This window comes from Parerythrobacter jejuensis (genome assembly GCF_039536765.1).
In the GTDB taxonomy this organism is placed as follows: Bacteria; Pseudomonadota; Alphaproteobacteria; order Sphingomonadales; family Sphingomonadaceae; genus Parerythrobacter; species Parerythrobacter jejuensis.
Window position 1 is genome coordinate 2,433,821 of the sequence record NZ_BAAAZF010000001.1, and the last position, 20,689, is coordinate 2,454,509.

Below are 20,689 nucleotides of genomic sequence, written 5' to 3' on the forward strand. Positions count from 1 at the left end.
GCGGTCGAGCATTCCAAAATTGTATACAAATGGCAATTGCACTTGTATAGCCCCGCTCGTAAATCGATGAACCGAACGAGCAGCGTTACGGCCGCTTCAACGGCTTTGTGTACGGCGTGGGTGCCCCTGTGTCCCCTTAGCCATTTTGGAGGAACCGATGGCTGAAGGCGCGCTTTCCGGGTTGCGATTGATCGAAATGGGGCAATTGATTGCCGGGCCGTTTTGCGGACAGCTGATGGGCGATCATGGCGCTGAAGTGATCAAGATCGAACCACCAAAAGTAGGCGATGCCATGCGCAATTGGGGGCAGGGCATTCCGCTGTGGTTTTCGGTCGTGGCGCGCAACAAAAAGTCGATCACGCTCAATCTTCGCGAAAAGGAAGGCCAGGATATCGTCCGTAAGCTGGCGGCAAAGTCCGACTTTCTGCTCGAGAATTTCCGCCCCGGCACTCTGGAGCGATGGAACCTTGGTTGGGATGATCTTCACGCTGTCAATGAGGCGCTGATCATGATCCGCGTCTCCGGATATGGCCAGACCGGGCCCTATTCCAGCCGGGCCGGCTATGGAGGGATTGGCGAGGCGATGGGCGGGATGCGCTATCTTGCTGGCGAACCGGATCGCCCGCCAAGCCGGGCAGGCCTTTCGATCGGCGATTCGCTGGCGGCGACCTATGCCTGTCTCGGGGCACTGATGGCGCTCAATCACCGGCACAAGACCGGGCTAGGTCAAATGGTCGACTCCGCAATCTACGAGGCAGTCTTGGCCAATATGGAATCGACCATTTCGGAATATACCGTGACCGGCCATATCCGAGAGCGAACTGGCTCGATCCTGCCCAAGATTGCGCCCTCCAACGTTTATCCGACAATTGATGGCAGTGTGCTGGTGGCGGGCAACCAGGACTCGGTATGGAAGCGGATGTCGGCGATGATGGGTATGGCAGAATTGGGCGATGATCCGCGCTACAACAGCCATGTCGCACGCGGGCAGCGCCAGGCCGAACTCGACGATCTGATCGGGGAATGGACCCGAAAATTCACGAGCCAGCAAGTGCTTGATATGTGTGAGGAACATGGTGTTCCTGCGGGCAATATGTACCGCGCGCCAGAGATGCTGGAAGATCCGCATTTCGCCGCGCGGGAGGCGATTATAGAGCGCGATCATCCCAAGCATGACAATTTCAAAATGCAGAATGTCGCCCCGAAATTGTCCGCCACGCCGGGCGGAGTGGACTGGGTCGGGCCGGAGCTCGGCGAGCATAACGAACTGGTTTATGGAGAGCTTCTGGGGATGGATTCTGGCACCATGTCGGACCTGGAAGAGCGCGGCATCATCTGACCGCCTGCCGAGAATGCTAGCCTATTCGGCGGCCTCAATATCATCGTCATTGGCGACGCCCTCGGCTGCCTGGGAAAAGGCGTGGAAGGCGCGGCGCAAATGGCTGCTCATCACGGCTTGGGCCCAACCTTCATCGCGGGCGCGAAAAGCGGCAATCAGCTCGTCATGATCGCGCGCTGACTGGTCCAATTGCTCGAACGTGTACTGCCGCGCAGTGCGGCGAACGACCGGTTGTTCGACCAGCATGGCAAGCACTTGTGCCAGCCGCGGAGACCGGGCCGCCTCTATGATGACATCGTGAAATTCTCGGTTCGCATCGAGGAAATCCGTGATGTCGGGTGGGCGTTTCGCCACAGCCTCGGCGAGCCTCGCATTGATGGCGGCAAGTTGGTCGAGCGCGTCAGACGAAATATGCCGCGCCGCGCGTTCTGCGGCATGGCCCTCCAGCATCATGCGCAGAGTGAACATCTCATCGATGTCGTCATGCGACCAGTCGGCCACAAAGATTCGCTTTGACGCACTGCGCACCAGCAGCATCTCGCCTTCCAGCCGGCGGACGGCTTCGCGCACTGGAGTGCGGCTGACGCCGGCAATGTCTGCCAGCCTTTCCTCAGTCAGCTGCTCTCCCGGCTGGGCTTCGCCACCCAGCACAAAGCCGCGGATTTTCTCATAGGCAGTGTCGGAAGCGCGACTCATTTAGTCTCTCACCAGTTTTCCCGGGAACGAGTTGCAGCTCTATCAATTTTCCTTGACGCGGGCAAATTGTATACAATAGAGGTCCGTGAGAGGGAGAACAGCCGATGGCGCAAGCAAAGCGTATCAAGGTCATCGTTCCCATCCCGATGGATGAGGCCGGGGTCGCAAACCGTGCCGAGCAATTGCCGGACGATTTCGTGCGGCCCGGATTTGCGCCCGAATTTGAGGCTGTCCGCTTTGGCGCTGCGTTGGGCGATTCTTACCACGACACGATGCTGATGGACTGGACGGTGTTCCAGGCCGGCGTGACTGCCGAAAAAGAAGGCTACGCCGGTGTCCTGATCGATACGGTGAGTGACAGTGGCTTGCGGCCGCTGCGTTCTGCGCTGTCCGTACCGGTGGTTGGCCCTGGCGAGGCAAGCTTTGCCATGGCGATGATGCTGGGAAAGAAATTCAGCGTTATCACCATGTGGCCCGAATGGTTCCCGCTCTACGAAAAGACCCTGACCGAATATGGCTGGCACAGCCGCTGCGCCTCGCTGCGGTCGATCGATACGCGCCCCGATGTAACCGAACTGCTCGAGGGCAAGGAGGAGATCGTGTTCGGCAAGCTCAAAGCGCAGGCCGAACGCGCGATTGCCGATGACGGTGCGGATGTGATTGTGCTGGGCTCCACCACGATGCACCAATCGGCCAACTTTCTTGCCGAGAACCTGCCCGTCCCGGTGATCAACCCAGGGCAGGTCGCCTACAAAATGCTCGAAACGCAGATCGAGCTCGGCCTGACCCATTCCAAGACGGCCTTTCCGGCCCCTGAAGTGCCGATGCACGCCGACATACGCAAAGGATGGTATTGATGAGCGAGTGGAGCGCAACCGAATGGAGTGAGGGCTGCCCCGGACAAGCGCCGCTGCCCTATCCCTTTTACGTCGACATCGTGACCAAGAGGTATTTCGACGGGGTCGACAATAAGAACATGGATCAGGTGCTGAACTGCTTCACACCCGACGCGGTGCTGACCGAAGCGACCAGCGACACGGTGCATGAAGGGCGCGAGGCGATCCGGGCGATGTTCGTCAAGCTGTTCGCCGATTTCGAAAGCATCTGGCACGGCAATTTCGTCCACACTGCGGATCCTCAAAGCAATGCCGTTTGCAGCCAGTTTACCGTGCTGATCACGCCCAATGCCGGGGATGAGTTGCGGTATGAAAACTGCAACCGCTTCTATCTGAAGGATCGCCTGTTCCACCGCGTGACGGTTTATATGTCCGGCGACAATCTGCTGAAGGAAGGAGACGCCTGATGCAGTATGAACCCTCCCTTGGTCGCGACGAACTGATCGAATTCGCCACCAAAACCTATTTCGGCAATGTCGATGCGAAGAACATGGAGGCGGCTCTCGATTGCTTCCATGACGAAGCTCTGTTCTGCGTCCAGACCGCGCACACTCGGCACAGCGGCAAGGCGGAAATCCGCCGCATGTTCGAAGACTTCTTCGGGGCCTATGAGACCATCATCCATCGTGATTTTACTTGTACGGTCGACGAAGCGAATGGCCGGATCACAGCGTCTTTCATTGCAGAACTGCATGACGCGGACGGGCAAGTCACCTTGCTCAACAACACTAATTTCTGGCGCTTCCGGCCCGGCCCCGATGGGCCCAAATTCCAGGAAGTCTATGTCTATATGAGCGGGGCAAACGTCCTGACCTGAACCCTTCTCGGCGCGGGGTTCAGGGCCCTTCGCCACCCGATATTTCACCGATGAGGATGCGTACGATGAGGACTTTCAAGAACACACTGGCATGCGGCGCAGCGTTTGCAGCTGTAGCGATGGCGTCCCCGGCATTTGCGCAGGACGCGGACGCTGCCGATGGGGCGAGTGAAGGCGCACCTGACGGTGATGTCATCATCGTGACAGCCCGCCGCCAGAGCGAAGAACTCGCCGATGTGCCGGCCTCCATTACGGTTTTCACGCAAGAAGCACTGGCCCGTACCGGCGTCGAACGCGCTGACGAATTCGTGCAGCTGACGCCGGGCGTTACGATTGTGAGTGGCACAGCCGAAGCCGGCGACACCCAGATCAATATTCGCGGCATCAACGGTGCCCGCGACGCGGAAAGCTCGGTCGCCCTGGTGGTCGACGGCATCCTGAAGACCAATACGGCCCAACTGAACCAGGACCAGGGGACGCTGCGCCAGATCGAAATCCTCAAAGGTCCGCAGGGCGCGCTGTATGGCCGCAACGCTGCGGCAGGCGCGATTGTGGTCCAGACGCTCAAACCGGGGGATTTCCTTGAAGGCGGGGTAAAGATCAGCGCTGCCGAAGACGAGACCTACCGCGCGAGCGCCTATATCTCGAGCCCGATCGGCGATAATGCAGGTGTGGTCCTGGGTGGCAGCTATTCGACGACTGACGGTTTCTACCGCAATGATTTCCTTAATTCGAACACGGTGGACGACCAGGAAATCTGGTCCGTCGACGGGCGTTTTGTCGCGCAATTGGGGGATCGCACGGAGCTGGACGTGAAGGCTCGCTATGCCGATCTGTCGGGCGCATCGATTGCGTTTAACGCGGCCTTCCACTTGCCGAACTTCGCCGCGGTCAATCCCGATTTCTTCGAGGATGTGAACGACCACCCGTTCAACTTCTATTCCAACATCCGTCCGACAAATGAGCAGCAAACGTTCGAGGTCTCGGCCAAGATTGATCACGAATTCGATGCCGTCACTCTGACAGCGTGGGTGCTCTATTCGGATGTCCAGCAGTCGCTGACAGCGGACGGAACGTCGGCGGACTTCGCCCGCTTCACATTCCCGATCGGAACACCCGCATCGGCGGCTGCATCGGGCGCATGCTTTGGCTCGACCGCAGCGTTGACCGGGTTTCCGGTGAATTCACCCGGCTTCATCGGCAACAACCCGGTCCCGTTTATTTTCGATCCGGTCAATGGTTCAACATTCGGACCATACAGCCCGACGACTTGTGACGGCACGCAATACCAGATCCGCGAACAGAGCGATATCAGTGCGGAAATCCGTATTGCGTCGAATACCGGCGGCCCGCTTAGCTGGCAGCTGGGCGGCTATTTCCTTCGCATTGACCGTGAAACCGGTGTGAGTCTTGGTGCTGACCTCGGCAACGGGGTGATCGAGAACCTGTTCAACGATGCGACCTCGGGTAATCCGACCACCCAGCTTTACAACGATGATTTCTCGACCAACGTTTATGCGATTTTCGGCTCGGCGGATTACGAAGTCACGCCCGATCTCGATATCGGCCTGGCGCTGCGATACGATATTGAAGACCGTTCGGTCCGCAATCTCGTACCGGTTGCGGTTGATCCCTTCACCGGTGGCCCGATCAATCCCGGTCAGGCATTTGGCGCGATTGGACCGCAGAGCGAAACTTTCAAGCAGCTCCAGCCCAAGCTCAGCCTGCGCTATGCGATAACAGACGACGTGAATTTCTACGCCAACTGGGGCATCGGCTTTAAATCTGGTGGCTTCAACAACCAGGGCTCGGCCGCCATCGTCGATCAGGCGTTCAACCAGTTTATCGGCACCAACGTGCTGATCAATGACATCTATCGCAAGGAAACTTCGAGCGCATTCGAAGCGGGCGTGAAAGGCGCGCTGTTCAACGACAAGGTCACCTTCGACCTTGCGGGCTACTACACCTCGATCGACGACATGCAGTTCTTCGAGTTCTTCGTTGGTGCCTTCGGCTTGCTTCGGGTCGTATCCAACATTGATGAAGTCGAGGTCTATGGCGCCGAGTTCAACCTGAATGCGGAGATCATTCCGGGTTGGGACATCTTTGGCGCGGTCAACCTGACCGAGAGCGAGATCAAGGCCAATGCCAGCCGTCCGATCACCGTTGGCAATGAATCACCCTATACTGCAGACTATACGATCAATCTCGGCACCCAGATGGTGGCCCCGATTGCCGACAGTTTCGATCTGGTGATGCGCGCTGACTATCGCATCACCGGCCCGACCTGGTTCCATACGGTCCAGGATGACCCGAGCCCGACCTTGTTCAGCGGATTGCTGCCTGGTTCGGCTCTCGCGCTTCCGGGTTTCGTAGGTGACGCGGATTACTCGATTACCGAGCGTGAAGCGTTCGGGGTGCTGGACCTGCGGTTCGGTTTCGAAGGCGAGAACTGGAATATCACCGCCTTTGCCGATAATTTGCTCAACAAGCGGTATCTCAATGAAGTGATCCCCGCGGTTGAATTCGGCGGATCGTTCCTGTCGCCTGGGGGACTGCGCCGCTTCGGGGTCGAGGTCGGCTTTACATTCTGACGCGAACGAGCCCATACGGATCGCATGAGCACCGACGCCCACGAAGATGACGATGTCCGGGGCAATTACGCCGGTGTCTATGAAGGCAGGATAGGGTTCGGCCGGCGGCCGGCCCTGATCCTGATCGATTTTGTCAAAGCCTATTTCGAACCGGAAAGCCCGCTCTTTGCGGACATTCAGCCTGCACTGGATGCGGCGCTTGAGCTGCGCCATGCGGCGCGCGCAGCCGGAGTGCCGGTGATCTACACCAATGTCGTCTATCATCCTTCGCTCAAGGATGGCGGGCGCTTCACCCAGAAGGTTGCTCCGCTGGCGGGATTCGCCAAGGGTCACCCTTATGGCGATTGGCCTGCCGGCATGATGCCTGCCGACGACGAGCTGGTTATTTCAAAGCAATATCCCAGTGCGTTTTTCGGCACCTCGCTGGCCTCAACACTGGCGGCAAACGGGCATGACAGCCTGATCATCACGGGTTTGACCACTAGCGGTTGCGTCCGGGCAACTTGCGTCGATTGCTGCAGCCACGGGTTCATTCCCATCGTCGTCGAACAGGCCGTGGGTGACCGGCACGAGGATCCGCACCGCGCCAACCTGTTCGATATGAATGCCAAATATGGCGATGTCGTCAGTCTGGCCGAAGCCAAGGCGTATATGCAGGCGCTCGGCCGATCATAGTCCTTGTGCTGATGGCGATTGCCATTAGGCTCGCTTGACCGACAATCATCAGGCATCCCCCTCCTTGACCATCGCCAGCCCGAACGACGCTCCGCCGCTGACCCGCTCAACGCGGCTGTTCTACGGCACCGGCTTGATGGCGAGCGGGATCAAGACCTCCGCTTTCAGCACCTATCTCCTGCTGTTTTTCAACCAGGTCATGGGTGTGCCCGCGACGATCGTTTCGACCGCCATCGCGCTGACATTGGTGGTGGACGCCGTCGTCGATCCGACAATTGGCCGGTGGAGCGACCGCACCCGCAGCCGGTGGGGCCGGCGCCACCCCTTCCTGTTTGCCGCAGCGGTGCCGGCGGGGCTGTTTTTCACTATCACCTGGTTCCCGCCGGACGGTCTGTCAGACTTTGCCATGGGTGTATGGGTGTTCGGCATGGCCTCGCTGACGCGGGCCTGCATGAGCCTGTATGAAATTCCGTCGTCAGCCCTGGGGGCGGAACTCACCAACGACTATGCTGAACGCACCCGCATTTTCGCGCTGCGGTTCTGGTTTGGCTATATCGGGGCGTTCGGGTTTGGCGCTTTCTGCCTGTATTTCTTCTTTGTCGCGACGCCCGAATATCCACGCGGGCAGCTCAATCCGGCAGGGTATACGTGGTTCGCGATTACCGGCGGCGTGCTGATTGCACTCGCGGTCCTGACCAGTGCCTTCGGCACCAGGAATCGCATTCCCTATCTGCGCCAGGTCCGTGACCGGGAGGAGAAACTTTCCTTGATGGGGCATCTGCGGGAAATGGCGGATGCTTTCACCCACAAGCCGTTCATGGCGATTTTCGGCTATTCGATCTTCAAGCAAACCGCGATCGGGCTTTACACCGCAACGACGCTCTATTTCGGGACCTATGTGTTCGAATTGAGTGCGGGGCAGCTGGCGATTCTGGTGACCGAAAACCTGGTCGCCGCAACACTGGCCACACCCCTAGCACCCAAGCTCGCGGAGTGGTTTGGCAAGCGCAATGCCGCGATGTCGATGGGCTTGATCGGTATCTGCATTGGGGTCATGCCATTGATCCTGACCCTGTTTGGCCTGTTCTTCCCGCCCGGCCACCCCCTGTTGGTACCTACCCTGTTTGTGGTGGGCGCAGTTTATCACGCCATGATCGCGACATCCTTGATGAATTCTTCGGGCATGATCGCAGATACGGTGGAAGATCATGCGGTGAAGAGCGGCCGGCACAATGCCGGGGTGTTTTTCTCGGTCAACAGCTTCACAACCCAATGCGCTGTAGGTCTGGGCATCTTGCTCGCCGGGCTGGTGTTGGATGCCTCCGCTTTCCCGCAAGACGCCAATCCGCTGGGCGTCAGCCAGGCGATCAAGAACAGCCTGATCATGCACTACGTCCCTGCGACCGTGGGACTATGGCTGGTCGGATCGCTGCTGCTTTTGTTCTATCCCATCACCGAGGCATCGCACCGGGCAAACTTGGAAAAGCTCAAGTCCCGCGAGGCCGAAGCAAACGCGCAGGCCGTGCGCGATGGTGCAATCGGCGGGGCAGGGCGTTAGCGCCAGTCCTGCGTCAATAAGGCCAGACCAAAGCCCCCTATCGATAGGCCTGTCGCTCGTGCATAGTCTTGGGCAACAGAATCGATAGGAGAGACCCATGGCAACCGCAGCCGATACGCGTCCAGACGCAGATCTCGATGCGTTCCGCGCCGAAGTGAAAAGCTTCCTGGCCGCAAGTTTTCCCGACAGCCTGAAGGGCAAGGGCAATGCCTTGCGCTCTGTGGAAGGTCCGACTGATGAAACTGCCGAAGAAACCGCCTGGCGCACAGCCATGGCAGAGCGCGGCTGGGGCACACCGACCTGGCCCAAGGAATATGGCGGCGGTGGCCTGAGCAAGCAGCAAGCGAAGGTGCTGCAACAGGAAATGGCCATGGCCGGGGCGTGGAACCCGATCGGCGGGATGGGCGTAATGATGTTCGGCCCGACATTGCTGGAATATGGCAGCGAGGCCCAGAAGCAGGAGCACATCCCACCGATCACGCGCGGCGAAATCCGCTGGTGCCAAGGCTATTCCGAACCCAATGCCGGGTCTGACCTTGCCAGCCTGCAAACCAGTGCCGAGGACAAGGGCGATCACTATCTGGTCAATGGCCAGAAGACCTGGACCAGCGGGGGCCAATGGGCGGACAAGTGTTTTTGCCTGGTCCGCACCGACCGAAGCGACAAGCACAAGGGCATATCGTTTCTGCTGATCGACATGGATTCGCCCGGTGTCGAGGTGAAGCCGATCACCATGATCAGCGGCATGAGCCCGTTCTGCGAAACATTCTTCACCGATGTGAAAGTGCCCAAGGCCAACCTGGTCGGCGAAGAAGGGCAGGGTTGGACCATCGGCAAACGCCTGTTGCAGCATGAACGGACCAATATTTCCGGCGGCGGCGCGCTCGCGTCGCTCAATGCGCAGCCGCTCTCGAAAATTGCCGAGCACTATATCGGCACCGACGAGAATGGCCGATTGGCGGACCCGGAGATGCGCGTGAAGATTGCGGAGTTCGAAATGGCCTGGAACACCTTCCTGCTGACCGCGCGCCGCGCGATGGAGGAAAGCAAGGCCAAGGGCGGGGTCTCCGAAATCAGCTCGATTCTGAAGAATGTGGGCTCGAAGCTGGGCCAGCAACGCGCGGAAATGCTGATCGAGATCATGGGTTTCCGGGGCCTCGGCTGGGAAGGTGAAGGCTTCACCGACAAGGAATTGAAGCATGTTCGCGGCTGGCTCTTTGGCAAGGCAACTTCGATCTATGGCGGCTCGACCGAAATCCAGAACAACATCATCGCCAAGCGCATCCTTGGCATGCTGGACCACCAGTAAGCGCGCCCGGAAAGAGGATAGATCATGGCAGTATTGAACGAAGAACAGACCATGCTGCGCGATATGGCGCAGGAATGGACGAAGAACGAAAGCCCGGTCACCGCATGGCGCAAGGTTCGCGATGAAGGCTCGAATTTCGATCCTGCCGCATGGTCGGCGATGGGTGAAATGGGCTGGACCGGCGTTATCATCCCGGAAGAGTTCGGCGGCAGCGACTTTGGCTGGATGAGCCTTGGCCTGGTGGTGGAGCAATTGGGCAAGACCCTGACGGCAAGCCCGCTGGTGGCATCATCGCTGGCAGCCGGTGCCATCATCCTGGGCGGTTCCCAGGCGCAGAAAGAGGCTTTCCTGCCGCGCCTTGCCAGTGGCGAACTGGTCGGCACGCTCGCCTTCGACGATGGCCCGCGCCATTCTGGTGCAGTGTCCACTGTGGCGGTGTCCGAAGGCAAACTGACAGGAACCAAACCGTTCGTGCACGAAGCCGAAAGCGCGGGCCTGTTCGTGGTCCTCGCCAGTGACGGGGTTTATCTGGTTGAAAAGGGCGCTGGCGTAACCCTGTCGGACAGGGAACTGACCGACATGCGTGATCATGCCGAAGTCACTTTCGACGGAGCTGCTGCTGAAAGGCTTGCTGATGGCGGGGACGATCTGGCCGAGGCGATTCTTGATCGTGCACGCATCCTGACAGGCGCCGAAATGCTCGGCATGGCCCAGCATGTTTTCGACGAGACGCTCGACTATCTAAAGCAACGGACGCAATTCAATCAGGTCTTGAGCACTTTCCAGTCGCTCCAGCACCGGATGGCGGAACTGTTCACTGATCTCGAATTGATGCGCACAGCGGTAGAGGCAGGTCTGCAGGCGCTCGACACTGGCTTCCGTGTGCCGGAGGCGGCCTGCCTGGCCAAGAGCCGGGCCAATGATGTGTTGCATGTGATCAGCCGGCAGGGGATCCAGCTGCATGGCGGGATCGGTATGACCGACGAATATGATGTCGGTTTCTACCTGAAGCGGGCCCGGGTGCTGGAGGCAAGCTGGGGCAATAGCGGCTTCCTGAAAGACCGCCACGCGAAGCTCGCGGGGTATTGAGCGCCCCGCCGCCCGAGAACAATCCGAATGAAGCGCACCCGGACGATGCCGTGTGGGTGCGCCACCATGCATTTGTCGCGAGCAAGCTGCGGCGCAATTACGCAGCCACTCTGACCCACGGGGTGTTCGGGATGACCGGTTTCCGGTTGATCTATGCGCCCACGATCATCCCCGCCTATCTGTTCGTCCAGACCGGTAGTGCGGCTGCGGTGGGACTGGGTATGGCGCTGCTGCAGCTGGGCGGGACACTGTCCCCGATCCTTTCGGGCGCGCGGGTCGAGAGCCGCAACCGTATTCTTCCCTACGCTATCACGGTCGGCTCGCTGATGCGGGTTATGGTGCTGGCGCTGGCGCTTACGGCATGGTTTCTGGAAGGGCCGCCCTTGCTCCTAGCGACCCTCGCGATCTTCCTGTTTCTGGGTTTCTTCCAGGGTGCACAACGGGTCGCCTTCCAGATGCTGATGGCCAAACTTATCCCGATTGCGCAACGCGGCAGGCTGCAAGGGGTGCGCAATTTGCTGGGTGGGGGAATTGCTGCCGGTCTGGCCTGGGCTGCCGGTACCTATTTCATCGAAGAGGAATGGTTCGGCAATGGATACGCTACGACATTCCTGTTCGCCTTTATCCTGACCTCGATCGGTCTGGTGGTCCTGCAATTTGGCATTCGCGAGCCTGACGCGCCGACCCTGCGCGCGCCCGTTCCGCTAAGAGAGCGATTCGGCCAATTCCGTGACTTGCTGGCGCATCGCGGTTTCCGGGCCTTCGTCGCGGCGCATGGTTTCGCCAGCATTGCCCGCGTCGGGCTGCCCTTCTGGACCATTTACGTCGGCCAGCAGTTGGGGCTGAGCGGCGCTCTGATCGGATCACTCAGCTTGGCCTATCTTGCCTCCGAAACACTTAGCAATCTGGCCTGGGGCCAGATCGGGGATCGCCATGGTTTCCGGATCGTCTTCCTGGGATCAATGGTGTTCAACCTTATTGGCATGGTGTTGCTGGTCACCGCCGATGGATGGTGGCTTCATTTGGCGTTCGTGGCGCTCGGCTTCGGCATGTCCGGCTGGATGATGGCAGCGATGACGCTGGTGCTCGAATTCGGCGCGCATGAGGATATCCCGATGCGCATTGCCCTGGTCACTACGGTCGAGGGCGCGGTTAGCTCGGTCGGGCCGATTGTGGCGGGCCTCGCCATTGCGGCAATGGGCTTCATGCCGCTGATCACCGCAGCATTTCTCTCGCTTACCCTCGCATTGGTGGTCGTGCTGTGGAGAGTGAGCGAGCCGCGCAAAGCAGCAATTTAGAACAAGGCCCCCAGATCCTTCTTCAGGATCTTGCCATTGGCATTGCGCGGCAGCGTTTCCTCCACGAACACGATTCGGACCGGCACTTTGAATTTGGCCAATCGGGCTGCGACCCATCCTTGCAATTCGGCCTCGCTCGCCTCTGTACCCGGGGCGAGGTGGACAACGGCGGCAGGTTCTTCCCCCAGCTGCTTGTGCGGAAGGCCGATGATCGCAGCGTCGGTCACCGCAGGGTGATCGTAGAGCACATTCTCGACTTCGGAGGAGTAGATGTTCTCGCCGCCGCGGATCACCATGTCCTTGGCGCGGTCGAGAATATAGCAAAAGCCTTCTTCGTCGACGCGGCCCAGATCTCCGGTGCGGACCCAGCCATCGATAAAGGTTTCAGCAGTCGCTTCGGGGCGGTTCCAATAGCCGATCACGATTTGTGGCCCACGTGCCCACAGCTCGCCGATTGCGCCCTGGGGCAATTCGTTGCCATCTTCGTCAGTGACTTTCAGATCGCTGACCGGAACTGCGGGCCCGCAACTGTCAGGCCGGTTAAGGTAATCCTCCGCCGTGTGACTGGTGACGGTGGCCATTGTTTCGGTCATCCCCCAGCCATTGCCCGGCATTGCTCCGAACAATTCGTAGATCTTGCGCACCAGTTCAGGCGCGGCAGGGGCGCCGCCATAGGCGATGTTTTCGAGGCTGGAGAGATCGTATTTCTCGCGGTCGGGATGCTCGATCATTTGCCACGCAATGGTAGGGACCCCGCCCGTCAGATTGACCTTCTCGCGCTCGATGATTTCGAACGCCTTCACCGTGTCCCAGCGATAAAGGAAGATCAGGGTGTGCCCGGCAAACAGCGCCCCCATCATGCTGGCAGAGCAGGCCGTGACGTGGAAAAGCGGGATTACCGTCATCCCGACTTTCTGCACGCCAGCTGCCGGCATTTCGCCCCGGCGCAAGGCGGTGCGGGCGGCGGCATAGGCACTGGACAGGATATTGGTGGTGAGATTGCGATGGCTTCCCAACGCACCCTTGGGCTGGCCGGTGGTGCCACTGGTGTAAAAAATCGTCGCCGGATCGTCCGGGGCGAGCGTGACATCGGGGATCGTGGCCTCAGGCAATGTGGGCCAGGAATGCGGCGTACCGATAAGGTCCTCCAGCCGGTCAACCGAAAGGTCGTCCGTCCCCATCCGTGAAACGATCACATGATCGAGATCGGGGCACTGCGCGCGGTGTTGCGCAATTCGCTCCCAGCGTTCGGCATCGCAAACCAGCAGCTTTGCACCTGAATTGTGGAGGCCGAATTCAAGTTCGTCGCCAGTCCACCATGCGTTGAGCGGCACGCAAATGGCCCCGATGGTGGTGGCTGCGAAGAAAGCGACGGGCCATTCCGGTAAATTGCGCATGGCGAGCGCGACACGGTCCCCCTTTGCAATACCGCGTGCCTGGAACTCGGCCGCAAGCTTGGCCACCGCGCGATACCAGGCTTCGTAACTGACCCGTTCGTCTTCGTAGATCGTCATCAGACGGTCACCATGGCTGCGGGCATGGTCGGCAAGAGCGCGCAGGCTGGGCGGGGCATTCTTCCATACCCGCGTTGCGACGCCGCGGATTTCGACAGTTTCGATTTCGAACGGTTGGCCTGGGGCACACAAACCGGCCTGCACCTGGTCCAGCGACATGGCAGGCCAGTTTTCGGGCGCTTCCCAGGTCCATGGCGCGTCAACGCCGGCAGCAATATCGTTCAAATTCTCTCTCCCTATTCCGGGTATGTTTTTATTCGCAACCGATGCTAGGTGGGTTTGCAAGAGCGCTCAAGCGCCGAGCGCATGCAGCCAATCTGGGAGAGATTATGACCACTCCGTTCGACATGGCCGATCCGGCCACGCTGGGGTTTGATGCCGGACGGCTCGACCGGCTCAGCGCATTTCTGCAATCAAGCTATGTCGATACCGGCAAATTGCCAATGACCCAGTTGGTGGTCGCCCGTGACGGACAGCCGGTTTATTATGACAGGCAAGGCCGGATGGGCGAGGGACGCGAGGATCTGCGTGACGATGCTATCTTCCGTATCGCCTCCATGACCAAGCCGCTGACATCGGTCGCCTTCATGCAACTGGTCGAGCAGTGCAAAATTGCGCTGGAAGATCCCGTGACCAAGGTCTTGCCCGAGTTTGCCGACCTGAAGATCTACGCTGGCGGGGGCGGTTCGGTGCCGTTCGCGCCAGGCCAGCCAGCAGGCCCGATCCGGTTTGTCGATCTGATGACGCATATGTCGGGCTTGACCTATGGCCTGCAGAACCGGACCAACATCGATTCGATCTATCGCGAACACAATCTTGATTTCGCGCGCAGCCGCCATGACAGCGATGGTTTCATCAAGATTCTGGCTGACCTGCCGCTGGAATTTGCGCCCGGCCAAGGCTGGAATTACTCGGTTGCAACCGACGTGCTGGGCGTGTGTGTGGAACGCCTGAGCGGCCTGCGGCTGGGTGAGTATTTCCAGCAGCATATCTTCGGCCCTCTCGGCATAACCGACACTGCCTTCGGCATTGCCGAGGGGCAGGGCGATCGCCTGGTTGATGCCTATCAATATGTTCCGGGCAAGCCACCTGCCAAGATCGATGGCGGCCCCGACAGCAAGCTGACCCAGGACGGACGCTTCGACAGCGGCGGTGGCGGATTGTGCGGTACCATCACGGATTATCACCGTTTCACGACCATGTTGCTCAATGGCGGTGAACTGGAGGGCGCGCGGATCCTTAGCCCAAAAACGCTCAGGCTGATGCGGACCAATCATCTGCCGGGCGGCGCCGACCTGACCGAAATGTCCAGCAGCCTGTTTTCCGAAAGCAACAATGCCGGAACCGGCTTCGGGCTCGGCTTTGCGATGGTGATTGATCCGGCCCAGACACTGATGCCGTCGAGCGTCGGAGAATTCTATTGGGGCGGGGCCTACTCGACCGCCTTTTTCGTTGATCCGGTAGAGGCGATCACGATGGTGTTCATGACGCAGGTCTATCCGTCCAGCACCTATCCGATCCGCCGCCAAATCAAGACGCTAATCTATTCCGCGCTGACAGACAGCCGCGCCTGAAGACCCTTGAGGAGAGTTTCCATGACTTCACCTATTCGCACCGAGCGCCACGACGATGTCCTGGTTATCATTTCCGATAATCCGCCGGTAAACGCTCTGGGGCAAGCCGTTCGGCAGGGCCTGAAAGACGGAATTGCCGAGGCGATGAGCGATGATGCGATCGAGGCGGTGGTGATCCGTTGCGACGGGCGGACCTTCTTTGCAGGGGCCGATATTACCGAGTTCGGCAAGCCGCCAGTCGGCCCGAACCTGCCCGAAACGCTTGATGCAATGGAAGCGGGAGACAAGCCGGTTGTTGCTGCGATCCATGGCACAGCCTTGGGGGGCGGGTGCGAAGTGGCGCTCGCCTGCCACTACCGTGTCGCTGTACCGTCCGCGAAAATGGGGCTGCCTGAAGTGAAGTTGGGGCTGATCCCCGGTGCCGCAGGTACACAGCGGCTTCCGCGCGTGGTCGGTGTAGAAGCTGCTCTGCCGATGGTGGTACAAGGCAATCCGATCCCGGCAGCCAAGGCAGAGGCCATCGGCCTGGTCGACAGGCTGGTTGGTGAAGACAGCCTGGAAGCCGATGCGATCGCCTTTGCGCGCGAGCAGATCGGCAAGCCGGTCAAGCGTTCAAGCGAAGGCACCGCGCATGAAGACGGGGTCAGGAATCCCGCGATCTTCGACGAATTCCGGGCCAAGAATGCGCGCCGTATTCGTGGCTTTGATGCGCCGGAAGCGGGCATCCAGGCCGTCAAGGCGGCGACCGAACTTCCCTATGCCGAGGGCGTGAAGAAGGAACGCGCGCTGTTCACCGACCTGATGACCGGCACGCAGAGCGCCGCCATGCGGCACTATTTCTTCGCCGAACGTGCTGCCAACAAGATCGACGGGATCAACCCCAAAATGCCGCTGATCGACATCAAGAAAGTCGGCGTTATCGGCGCGGGCACAATGGGCGGCGGCATCGCCATGAATTTCCTGTCGGCCGGCATCCCGGTCACGATCCTGGAAATGAAGCAGGAGGCGCTTGATCGCGGGACCGGCGTAATGCGCAAGAATTACGAGCGCACAGCCAAACGTGGCCGGATGAAGCCGGAACAGGTTGAGCAGGCAATGGGCCTGCTCACGCCGACGCTCGACTATGCTGACTTGGCTGATTGCGATCTGGTGATCGAAGCCGTGTATGAAAGCATGGACGTGAAGAAGGATGTGTTCGGCAAGCTGGATGAAGTGGTGAAGGAAGGCGCGATTCTCGCTTCCAACACCAGCTATCTCAATGTGGACGAGATTGCTCAGGCGACAAAGCGGCCTGGCTCTGTCCTGGGGCTGCACTTCTTCTCTCCGGCCAACGTTATGAAGCTGCTTGAGATCGTGCGTGGTGCAGAAACAGCGGATGATGTGCTGATAACGAGCATGAAGCTGGCCAAGAAGATCGGCAAAGTCGCTGTGGTGGCCGGCGTGTGCGATGGATTCATCGGCAACCGCATGCTCAGCCCGCGCCAGAAGCAAGCCAATGAGCTGATCATGGAAGGCGCGAAATATTGGGAAGTGGACGACGTTCTGCTGGAATTCGGCTTCCCCATGGGACCATTCCAGATGGCCGACCTGGCCGGGATCGACATTGGTTGGCACCGCGATCCGTCCAAGGTCGAGACCATCCGCGAAGCGCTTTGCGCGGCCGAGCGGTTTGGCCAGAAGAATGGCAAGGGCTTCTATGACTACGACGAGGCCCGCCAGCGCACACCATCAGACGATGTGCAGGCCATCATTTCCGACTTTGCCCAGAAGGAAGGTACCGAGCAGCGGCAGATCTCGAAGGACGAGATCCGCGAACGCTTGCTCTATCCGATGGTCAATGAAGGCGCGATGATCCTGGACGAGGGCATGGCCCAGCGGGCCAGCGATATCGATGTGGTGTGGATCAATGGCTATGGCTGGCCGATCTTTACCGGCGGGCCGATGTTCTGGGCCGATACGGTCGGGCTCGACACGATTGTTGCCGGGCTGGAGGCGCATGGATTGCCGGTTAGCGATTTCCTGCGACGTAAAGCGGAGGCAGGCGAGCGGTTCAATTGATCGACAGGCGACATGTGGTTGCTGATTAGTCACATATTTGAAACCTAATTTGCTTGCGTCGAAAGCGTGATAGGCGCATGATTCCTGCCGGGTTGGGAGAGGCCCGGCATCAAGAGCGCTTTCATTGCACCATATAGACGGGGCGTGACTGCGTGAACTGGTGCCTTGGAATCTGCGCCTCGAGCGCGAAGCGATCATTCTCCCGATCCGTGTGTTGAGCACTTGGGTTCGGGAGAAACCATGAAAACCACGTTCCGTAATTCCATCGCCCTAGGCGCGCTTGCAGGCGCGCTGGCTGTTGTCCCTTCGGCTGCTTTTGCGCAGGCCGGTGCCGATGAAGGCGTCACCGAAGACGAAGGCCGCACGATCGTCGTTACCGGCTCGCTGATCCGGGGCACGCCGGAAGACGCCGCCTTGCCGGTGGACGTTTACACGAACGAAGATTTGGCCAAGCAGGGCGTCGACAGCCCGCTGGAGTTTATCAAGGAACTGCCCTCGGTTGGTGCGGTCCTCGGTGACTCGAACCAGTTCTCGACCGCTGCGCAAGGCTTCCAGGGGGTTGGTTCGATCAACCTTCGCGGTCTTGGCCCGCAGCGGACGCTGGTGCTGATGAATGGCAAGCGGACTATCCAGTCGCCCGGTTCGGGTTTCGTTGATACCCAGCTGATCCCGCTGTTCGCGCTTGAACGTGTTGAAATTCTTAAGGATGGCGCCGGTTCAACTTACGGTTCTGACGCGATTGCCGGTGTTGCCAACTTTATCACCCGCAGCGACTTTGTCGGCTTCGAAGTCCAGGGCGACTACACGCTGGTGAGCGGGTCGGACAATGATTACTCGGTCAGCGCCCTGGCTGGTTTTGAACTGGGCAGCGATGCCAACCTTGTGGTGGGCGCAGGCTGGCAGCACCGTTCGGAATTGCCGACTACGGCGCGCGATTACACCGCACTTCCTTACACAGTGAACCCTTCGGGCTTCTCGGCGCTTTCGACTCCGGGCCTCTTCGCGGTAAGCTATTTCGATACGGGAACCGGTACGGTAAACACCCAGACCCGGCCTGATCGCGGGTGTAACGATCTGGGAGGTTTCCAGGATGGGGCGCTATGCCGCTTCACTTTCATCCCGTTCGACAACATCACCGAGGACGAGGATCGCTATCAGGTCTTCGGCCAGTTTACGGCGGATCTGAGTGACAGGGTCCGGTTCCAGGCGGATGCGTTGTGGTCCCGCAGTGACCTCGAATCGATCAACTATTCACCGGCGTTCCCGCCGACCCAGGGTCCGCGTGGCTCAGGGTTCCTGGCTGCCTTCACAACCTCGCCAGCCAACCCGGGCTTGCCCGCTTTTCTGGCGCAGCAGGGACTGCCGGCGAGCAGCGCGACCAATCCGATTGTTGCGGTTACCAATGTTCTGTTCCGGCCCTACGGCTATCTTGGCAATCCGGTCGACGGAGACCGTGGCTCGGGCACAGGCCTCGCCAGCACCGAGGCTTGGCGCGTTTCCGGTGGTTTCGACATCGAGCTGAGCGATACGCTGACACTTGATATTGACGGGACTTATTGGGAATCCGAGCGCGAGGCATTCGCCCCCGGCATCATTGGCAGCCGCCTCCAGGCTGCGCTCAACGGCTTGGGCGGCCCGAATTGCACCGGCACAACGCCGGGTGTTGGCGGGTGTGAATTCTTTAACCCGTTTGTGAATGCCGGGCCGGGTAACCCGACGCTTGGCCTTGCCAATCCGTTCTACGTTCCAGGTGCCGAAAACTCGATCGGTTTGACCCAATGGTTGCAGGTGCCCAACGGCACCCGCGACGAAGAAAGCCAGTTCGTGATCGATATGGTGCTTTCGGGCGAGACCGGGATCGAGCTGGGCGGCGGTGCCGTCGGCTTCGCGCTTGGTGCGCAATACCGGAAGAACAAGTTCACCACCGATCCGTTGAACGATTTCTCCAACCTCGATGTGAACCCTTGCTTTGTGCTGGGGGATACCAGCTGCGTTGGCACCACCACGGATGGCGTTGGCTCGTTCATCTTCCTGGGTGGTAGTCGTCCTCAGCGCCTGTCGCAGGATGTCTACGCGATCTTCGGCGAAGTCCGCTTGCCGGTCACTGACCGGATCGAAATCCAGGGCGCTGTCCGGTTTGAGGATTACGGCCAACCGGTCGGATCGACCATCAATCCCAAGGGCTCGATCCGTTTCGAGGCAACCGATTGGCTGACTTTCCGCGGCTCTGTCGGTACCACTTTCCGTGGTCCGATTGCTTCGCAGGTCTCGCCCAACTCGGTCACGGCCCTGGAAGGGTTCACGGCTGCTGGCGGTAACTTCAAATCGAAGGATATCTTCGGCAACCCGGTCGACCTTGGTCCGGAAACGGCCTTCACTTACAATATCGGGGCGATCATCAATGCGCCGATTGGTGCTGGCAATGTGATCTTCAGTGTCGATTACTGGTCGATTGATTTGGAAGACCGGATCACCACCACGCCGGGCAATGCGATTGCAAGTCTGGTCGGTAATGGACAGACAAGCGGCAACGATCCGGTCAATTGCGCCAGTCCGCTGGCCAACCTGATCACCTTCAGCGGCAACACCTGTATTCAGGGCACGACCACGGGCCTCGATATCAGCCGTGTCCGGACCGACTTCGTGAACGGACCGGATGTGAAGATTGCCGGCCTCGACTTCTCGTTGACCGTCGATGTACCGGTGGCCGAGACGGTTGATCTCACCTTTGGCGGTAATGCTGTCTGGAACCTCGACTATTCCTTCGATGATTTCGAGATTCAGGGTGTCGTTGTCCAACAGGCATATGATGCGATTGGCTTCGGCAACTACTTCCGCGATCCGAACACGGTGCCGGAATGGCGCGCCAACGGCTTCGTCAATCTGGCCTACGACGTGTTCAACCTGCGTTACACCGCGACCTATATCGATGGCGTAACGGATGATCGCTGCGTCAATCGCAATCCGTGCTTCTCGACCTCTGCCGGCCCGACCGACTTCGGGATCGACAGCGGATCGTACACGCAGCACGACATTGCGCTGACTGTGGACCTGGAACTTGGCGGGTTCGAAGCGCAGCTGCAGGCGGCGATCGAGAACTTTACCGACTCCGAGCCTGCGACAGCGCAATTGCCGCTCGGGTTTAACCCGTTCATCGGCAATGCCATCGGCCGGAACTATCGTTTCGGTATTCGGACGCGCTTCTAAGCCAGGCCGAAATCAGAAGGGCCGGGGCGATCCCCCGGCCCTTTTTGCATCTGCATTCCCAGAGA

At 59.6% G+C, this 20,689-nt stretch carries 15 protein-coding genes; 13 read left to right on the plus strand and 2 right to left on the minus strand.

Annotation, left to right across the window (positions count from 1 at the left end; all coding sequences use genetic code 11):
* Positions 1 to 157 precede the first annotated feature (157 nt).
* Positions 158 to 1,339, plus strand: a complete 1,182-nt coding sequence (locus ABD653_RS11885) for a CaiB/BaiF CoA transferase family protein (protein WP_160778872.1) — start codon at positions 158 to 160, stop codon at positions 1,337 to 1,339.
* A gap of 21 nt (positions 1,340 to 1,360) precedes the next feature.
* Here the strand turns inward: ABD653_RS11885 and ABD653_RS11890 are convergent, their stop codons facing one another.
* Positions 1,361 to 2,035 (minus strand): GntR family transcriptional regulator, encoded by a 675-nt coding sequence (locus tag ABD653_RS11890; RefSeq protein WP_160778873.1) that lies wholly within the window; start codon positions 2,033 to 2,035, stop codon positions 1,361 to 1,363.
* Between the two features lie 104 nt (positions 2,036 to 2,139).
* Between ABD653_RS11890 and ABD653_RS11895 the strand changes: the two genes are divergently transcribed.
* The 9 genes from ABD653_RS11895 (at position 2,140) to ABD653_RS11935 (ending at position 12,271) form a co-directional block, all read left to right on the plus strand.
* Complete coding sequence (locus ABD653_RS11895; protein WP_160778874.1) at positions 2,140 to 2,892, plus strand: aspartate/glutamate racemase family protein; 753 nt, start codon at positions 2,140 to 2,142, stop codon at positions 2,890 to 2,892.
* The gene (locus ABD653_RS11900; RefSeq protein ID WP_160778875.1) at positions 2,892 to 3,338 is read left to right on the plus strand and encodes a nuclear transport factor 2 family protein; all 447 of its coding nucleotides are present in this window, start codon (positions 2,892 to 2,894) and stop codon (positions 3,336 to 3,338) included. The genes ABD653_RS11895 and ABD653_RS11900 overlap by 1 nt, the downstream gene beginning before the upstream one ends.
* The gene (locus ABD653_RS11905; protein ID WP_160778876.1) at positions 3,338 to 3,748 is read left to right on the plus strand and encodes a nuclear transport factor 2 family protein; all 411 of its coding nucleotides are present in this window, start codon (positions 3,338 to 3,340) and stop codon (positions 3,746 to 3,748) included. The genes ABD653_RS11900 and ABD653_RS11905 overlap by 1 nt, the downstream gene beginning before the upstream one ends.
* A gap of 65 nt (positions 3,749 to 3,813) precedes the next feature.
* The gene (locus ABD653_RS11910; protein ID WP_234032148.1) at positions 3,814 to 6,342 is read left to right on the plus strand and encodes a TonB-dependent receptor; all 2,529 of its coding nucleotides are present in this window, start codon (positions 3,814 to 3,816) and stop codon (positions 6,340 to 6,342) included.
* A 24-nt stretch (positions 6,343 to 6,366) separates the two neighbouring features.
* Positions 6,367 to 7,017 (plus strand): isochorismatase family protein, encoded by a 651-nt coding sequence (locus ABD653_RS11915; protein ID WP_160778877.1) that lies wholly within the window; start codon positions 6,367 to 6,369, stop codon positions 7,015 to 7,017.
* Positions 7,018 to 7,051: 34 nt separating this feature from the next.
* Positions 7,052 to 8,575, plus strand: a complete 1,524-nt coding sequence (locus ABD653_RS11920; protein WP_344705490.1) for an MFS transporter — start codon at positions 7,052 to 7,054, stop codon at positions 8,573 to 8,575.
* Positions 8,576 to 8,672: 97 nt separating this feature from the next.
* A complete protein-coding gene (locus tag ABD653_RS11925; protein WP_160778878.1) occupies positions 8,673 to 9,884 on the plus strand; it encodes an acyl-CoA dehydrogenase family protein in 1,212 nt (403 codons plus the stop codon).
* 24 nt (positions 9,885 to 9,908) lie between these two features.
* Positions 9,909 to 10,973: an acyl-CoA dehydrogenase family protein gene (locus ABD653_RS11930; RefSeq protein ID WP_160778879.1), complete on the plus strand. Its 1,065-nt coding sequence runs from the start codon at positions 9,909 to 9,911 to the stop codon at positions 10,971 to 10,973.
* Positions 10,970 to 12,271: an MFS transporter gene (locus ABD653_RS11935; protein WP_199801100.1), complete on the plus strand. Its 1,302-nt coding sequence runs from the start codon at positions 10,970 to 10,972 to the stop codon at positions 12,269 to 12,271. The genes ABD653_RS11930 and ABD653_RS11935 overlap by 4 nt, the downstream gene beginning before the upstream one ends.
* Here the strand turns inward: ABD653_RS11935 and ABD653_RS11940 are convergent.
* Complete coding sequence (locus ABD653_RS11940; RefSeq protein ID WP_160780371.1) at positions 12,268 to 13,944, minus strand: class I adenylate-forming enzyme family protein; 1,677 nt, start codon at positions 13,942 to 13,944, stop codon at positions 12,268 to 12,270. The genes ABD653_RS11935 and ABD653_RS11940 overlap by 4 nt on opposite strands.
* A 170-nt stretch (positions 13,945 to 14,114) precedes the next feature.
* Between ABD653_RS11940 and ABD653_RS11945 the strand changes: the two genes are divergently transcribed.
* From ABD653_RS11945 to ABD653_RS11955, 3 genes are all read left to right on the plus strand, one after another.
* Positions 14,115 to 15,359: a serine hydrolase domain-containing protein gene (locus ABD653_RS11945; protein WP_199801101.1), complete on the plus strand. Its 1,245-nt coding sequence runs from the start codon at positions 14,115 to 14,117 to the stop codon at positions 15,357 to 15,359.
* A 21-nt stretch (positions 15,360 to 15,380) separates the two neighbouring features.
* Positions 15,381 to 17,417, plus strand: coding sequence for a 3-hydroxyacyl-CoA dehydrogenase NAD-binding domain-containing protein (locus tag ABD653_RS11950; protein WP_160778880.1), 2,037 nt, complete (start codon positions 15,381 to 15,383; stop codon positions 17,415 to 17,417).
* A 240-nt stretch (positions 17,418 to 17,657) separates the two neighbouring features.
* On the plus strand, positions 17,658 to 20,624 hold the full coding sequence (locus ABD653_RS11955; protein ID WP_160778881.1) for a TonB-dependent receptor domain-containing protein: 2,967 nt from the start codon (positions 17,658 to 17,660) through the stop codon (positions 20,622 to 20,624).
* Positions 20,625 to 20,689 lie beyond the last annotated feature (65 nt).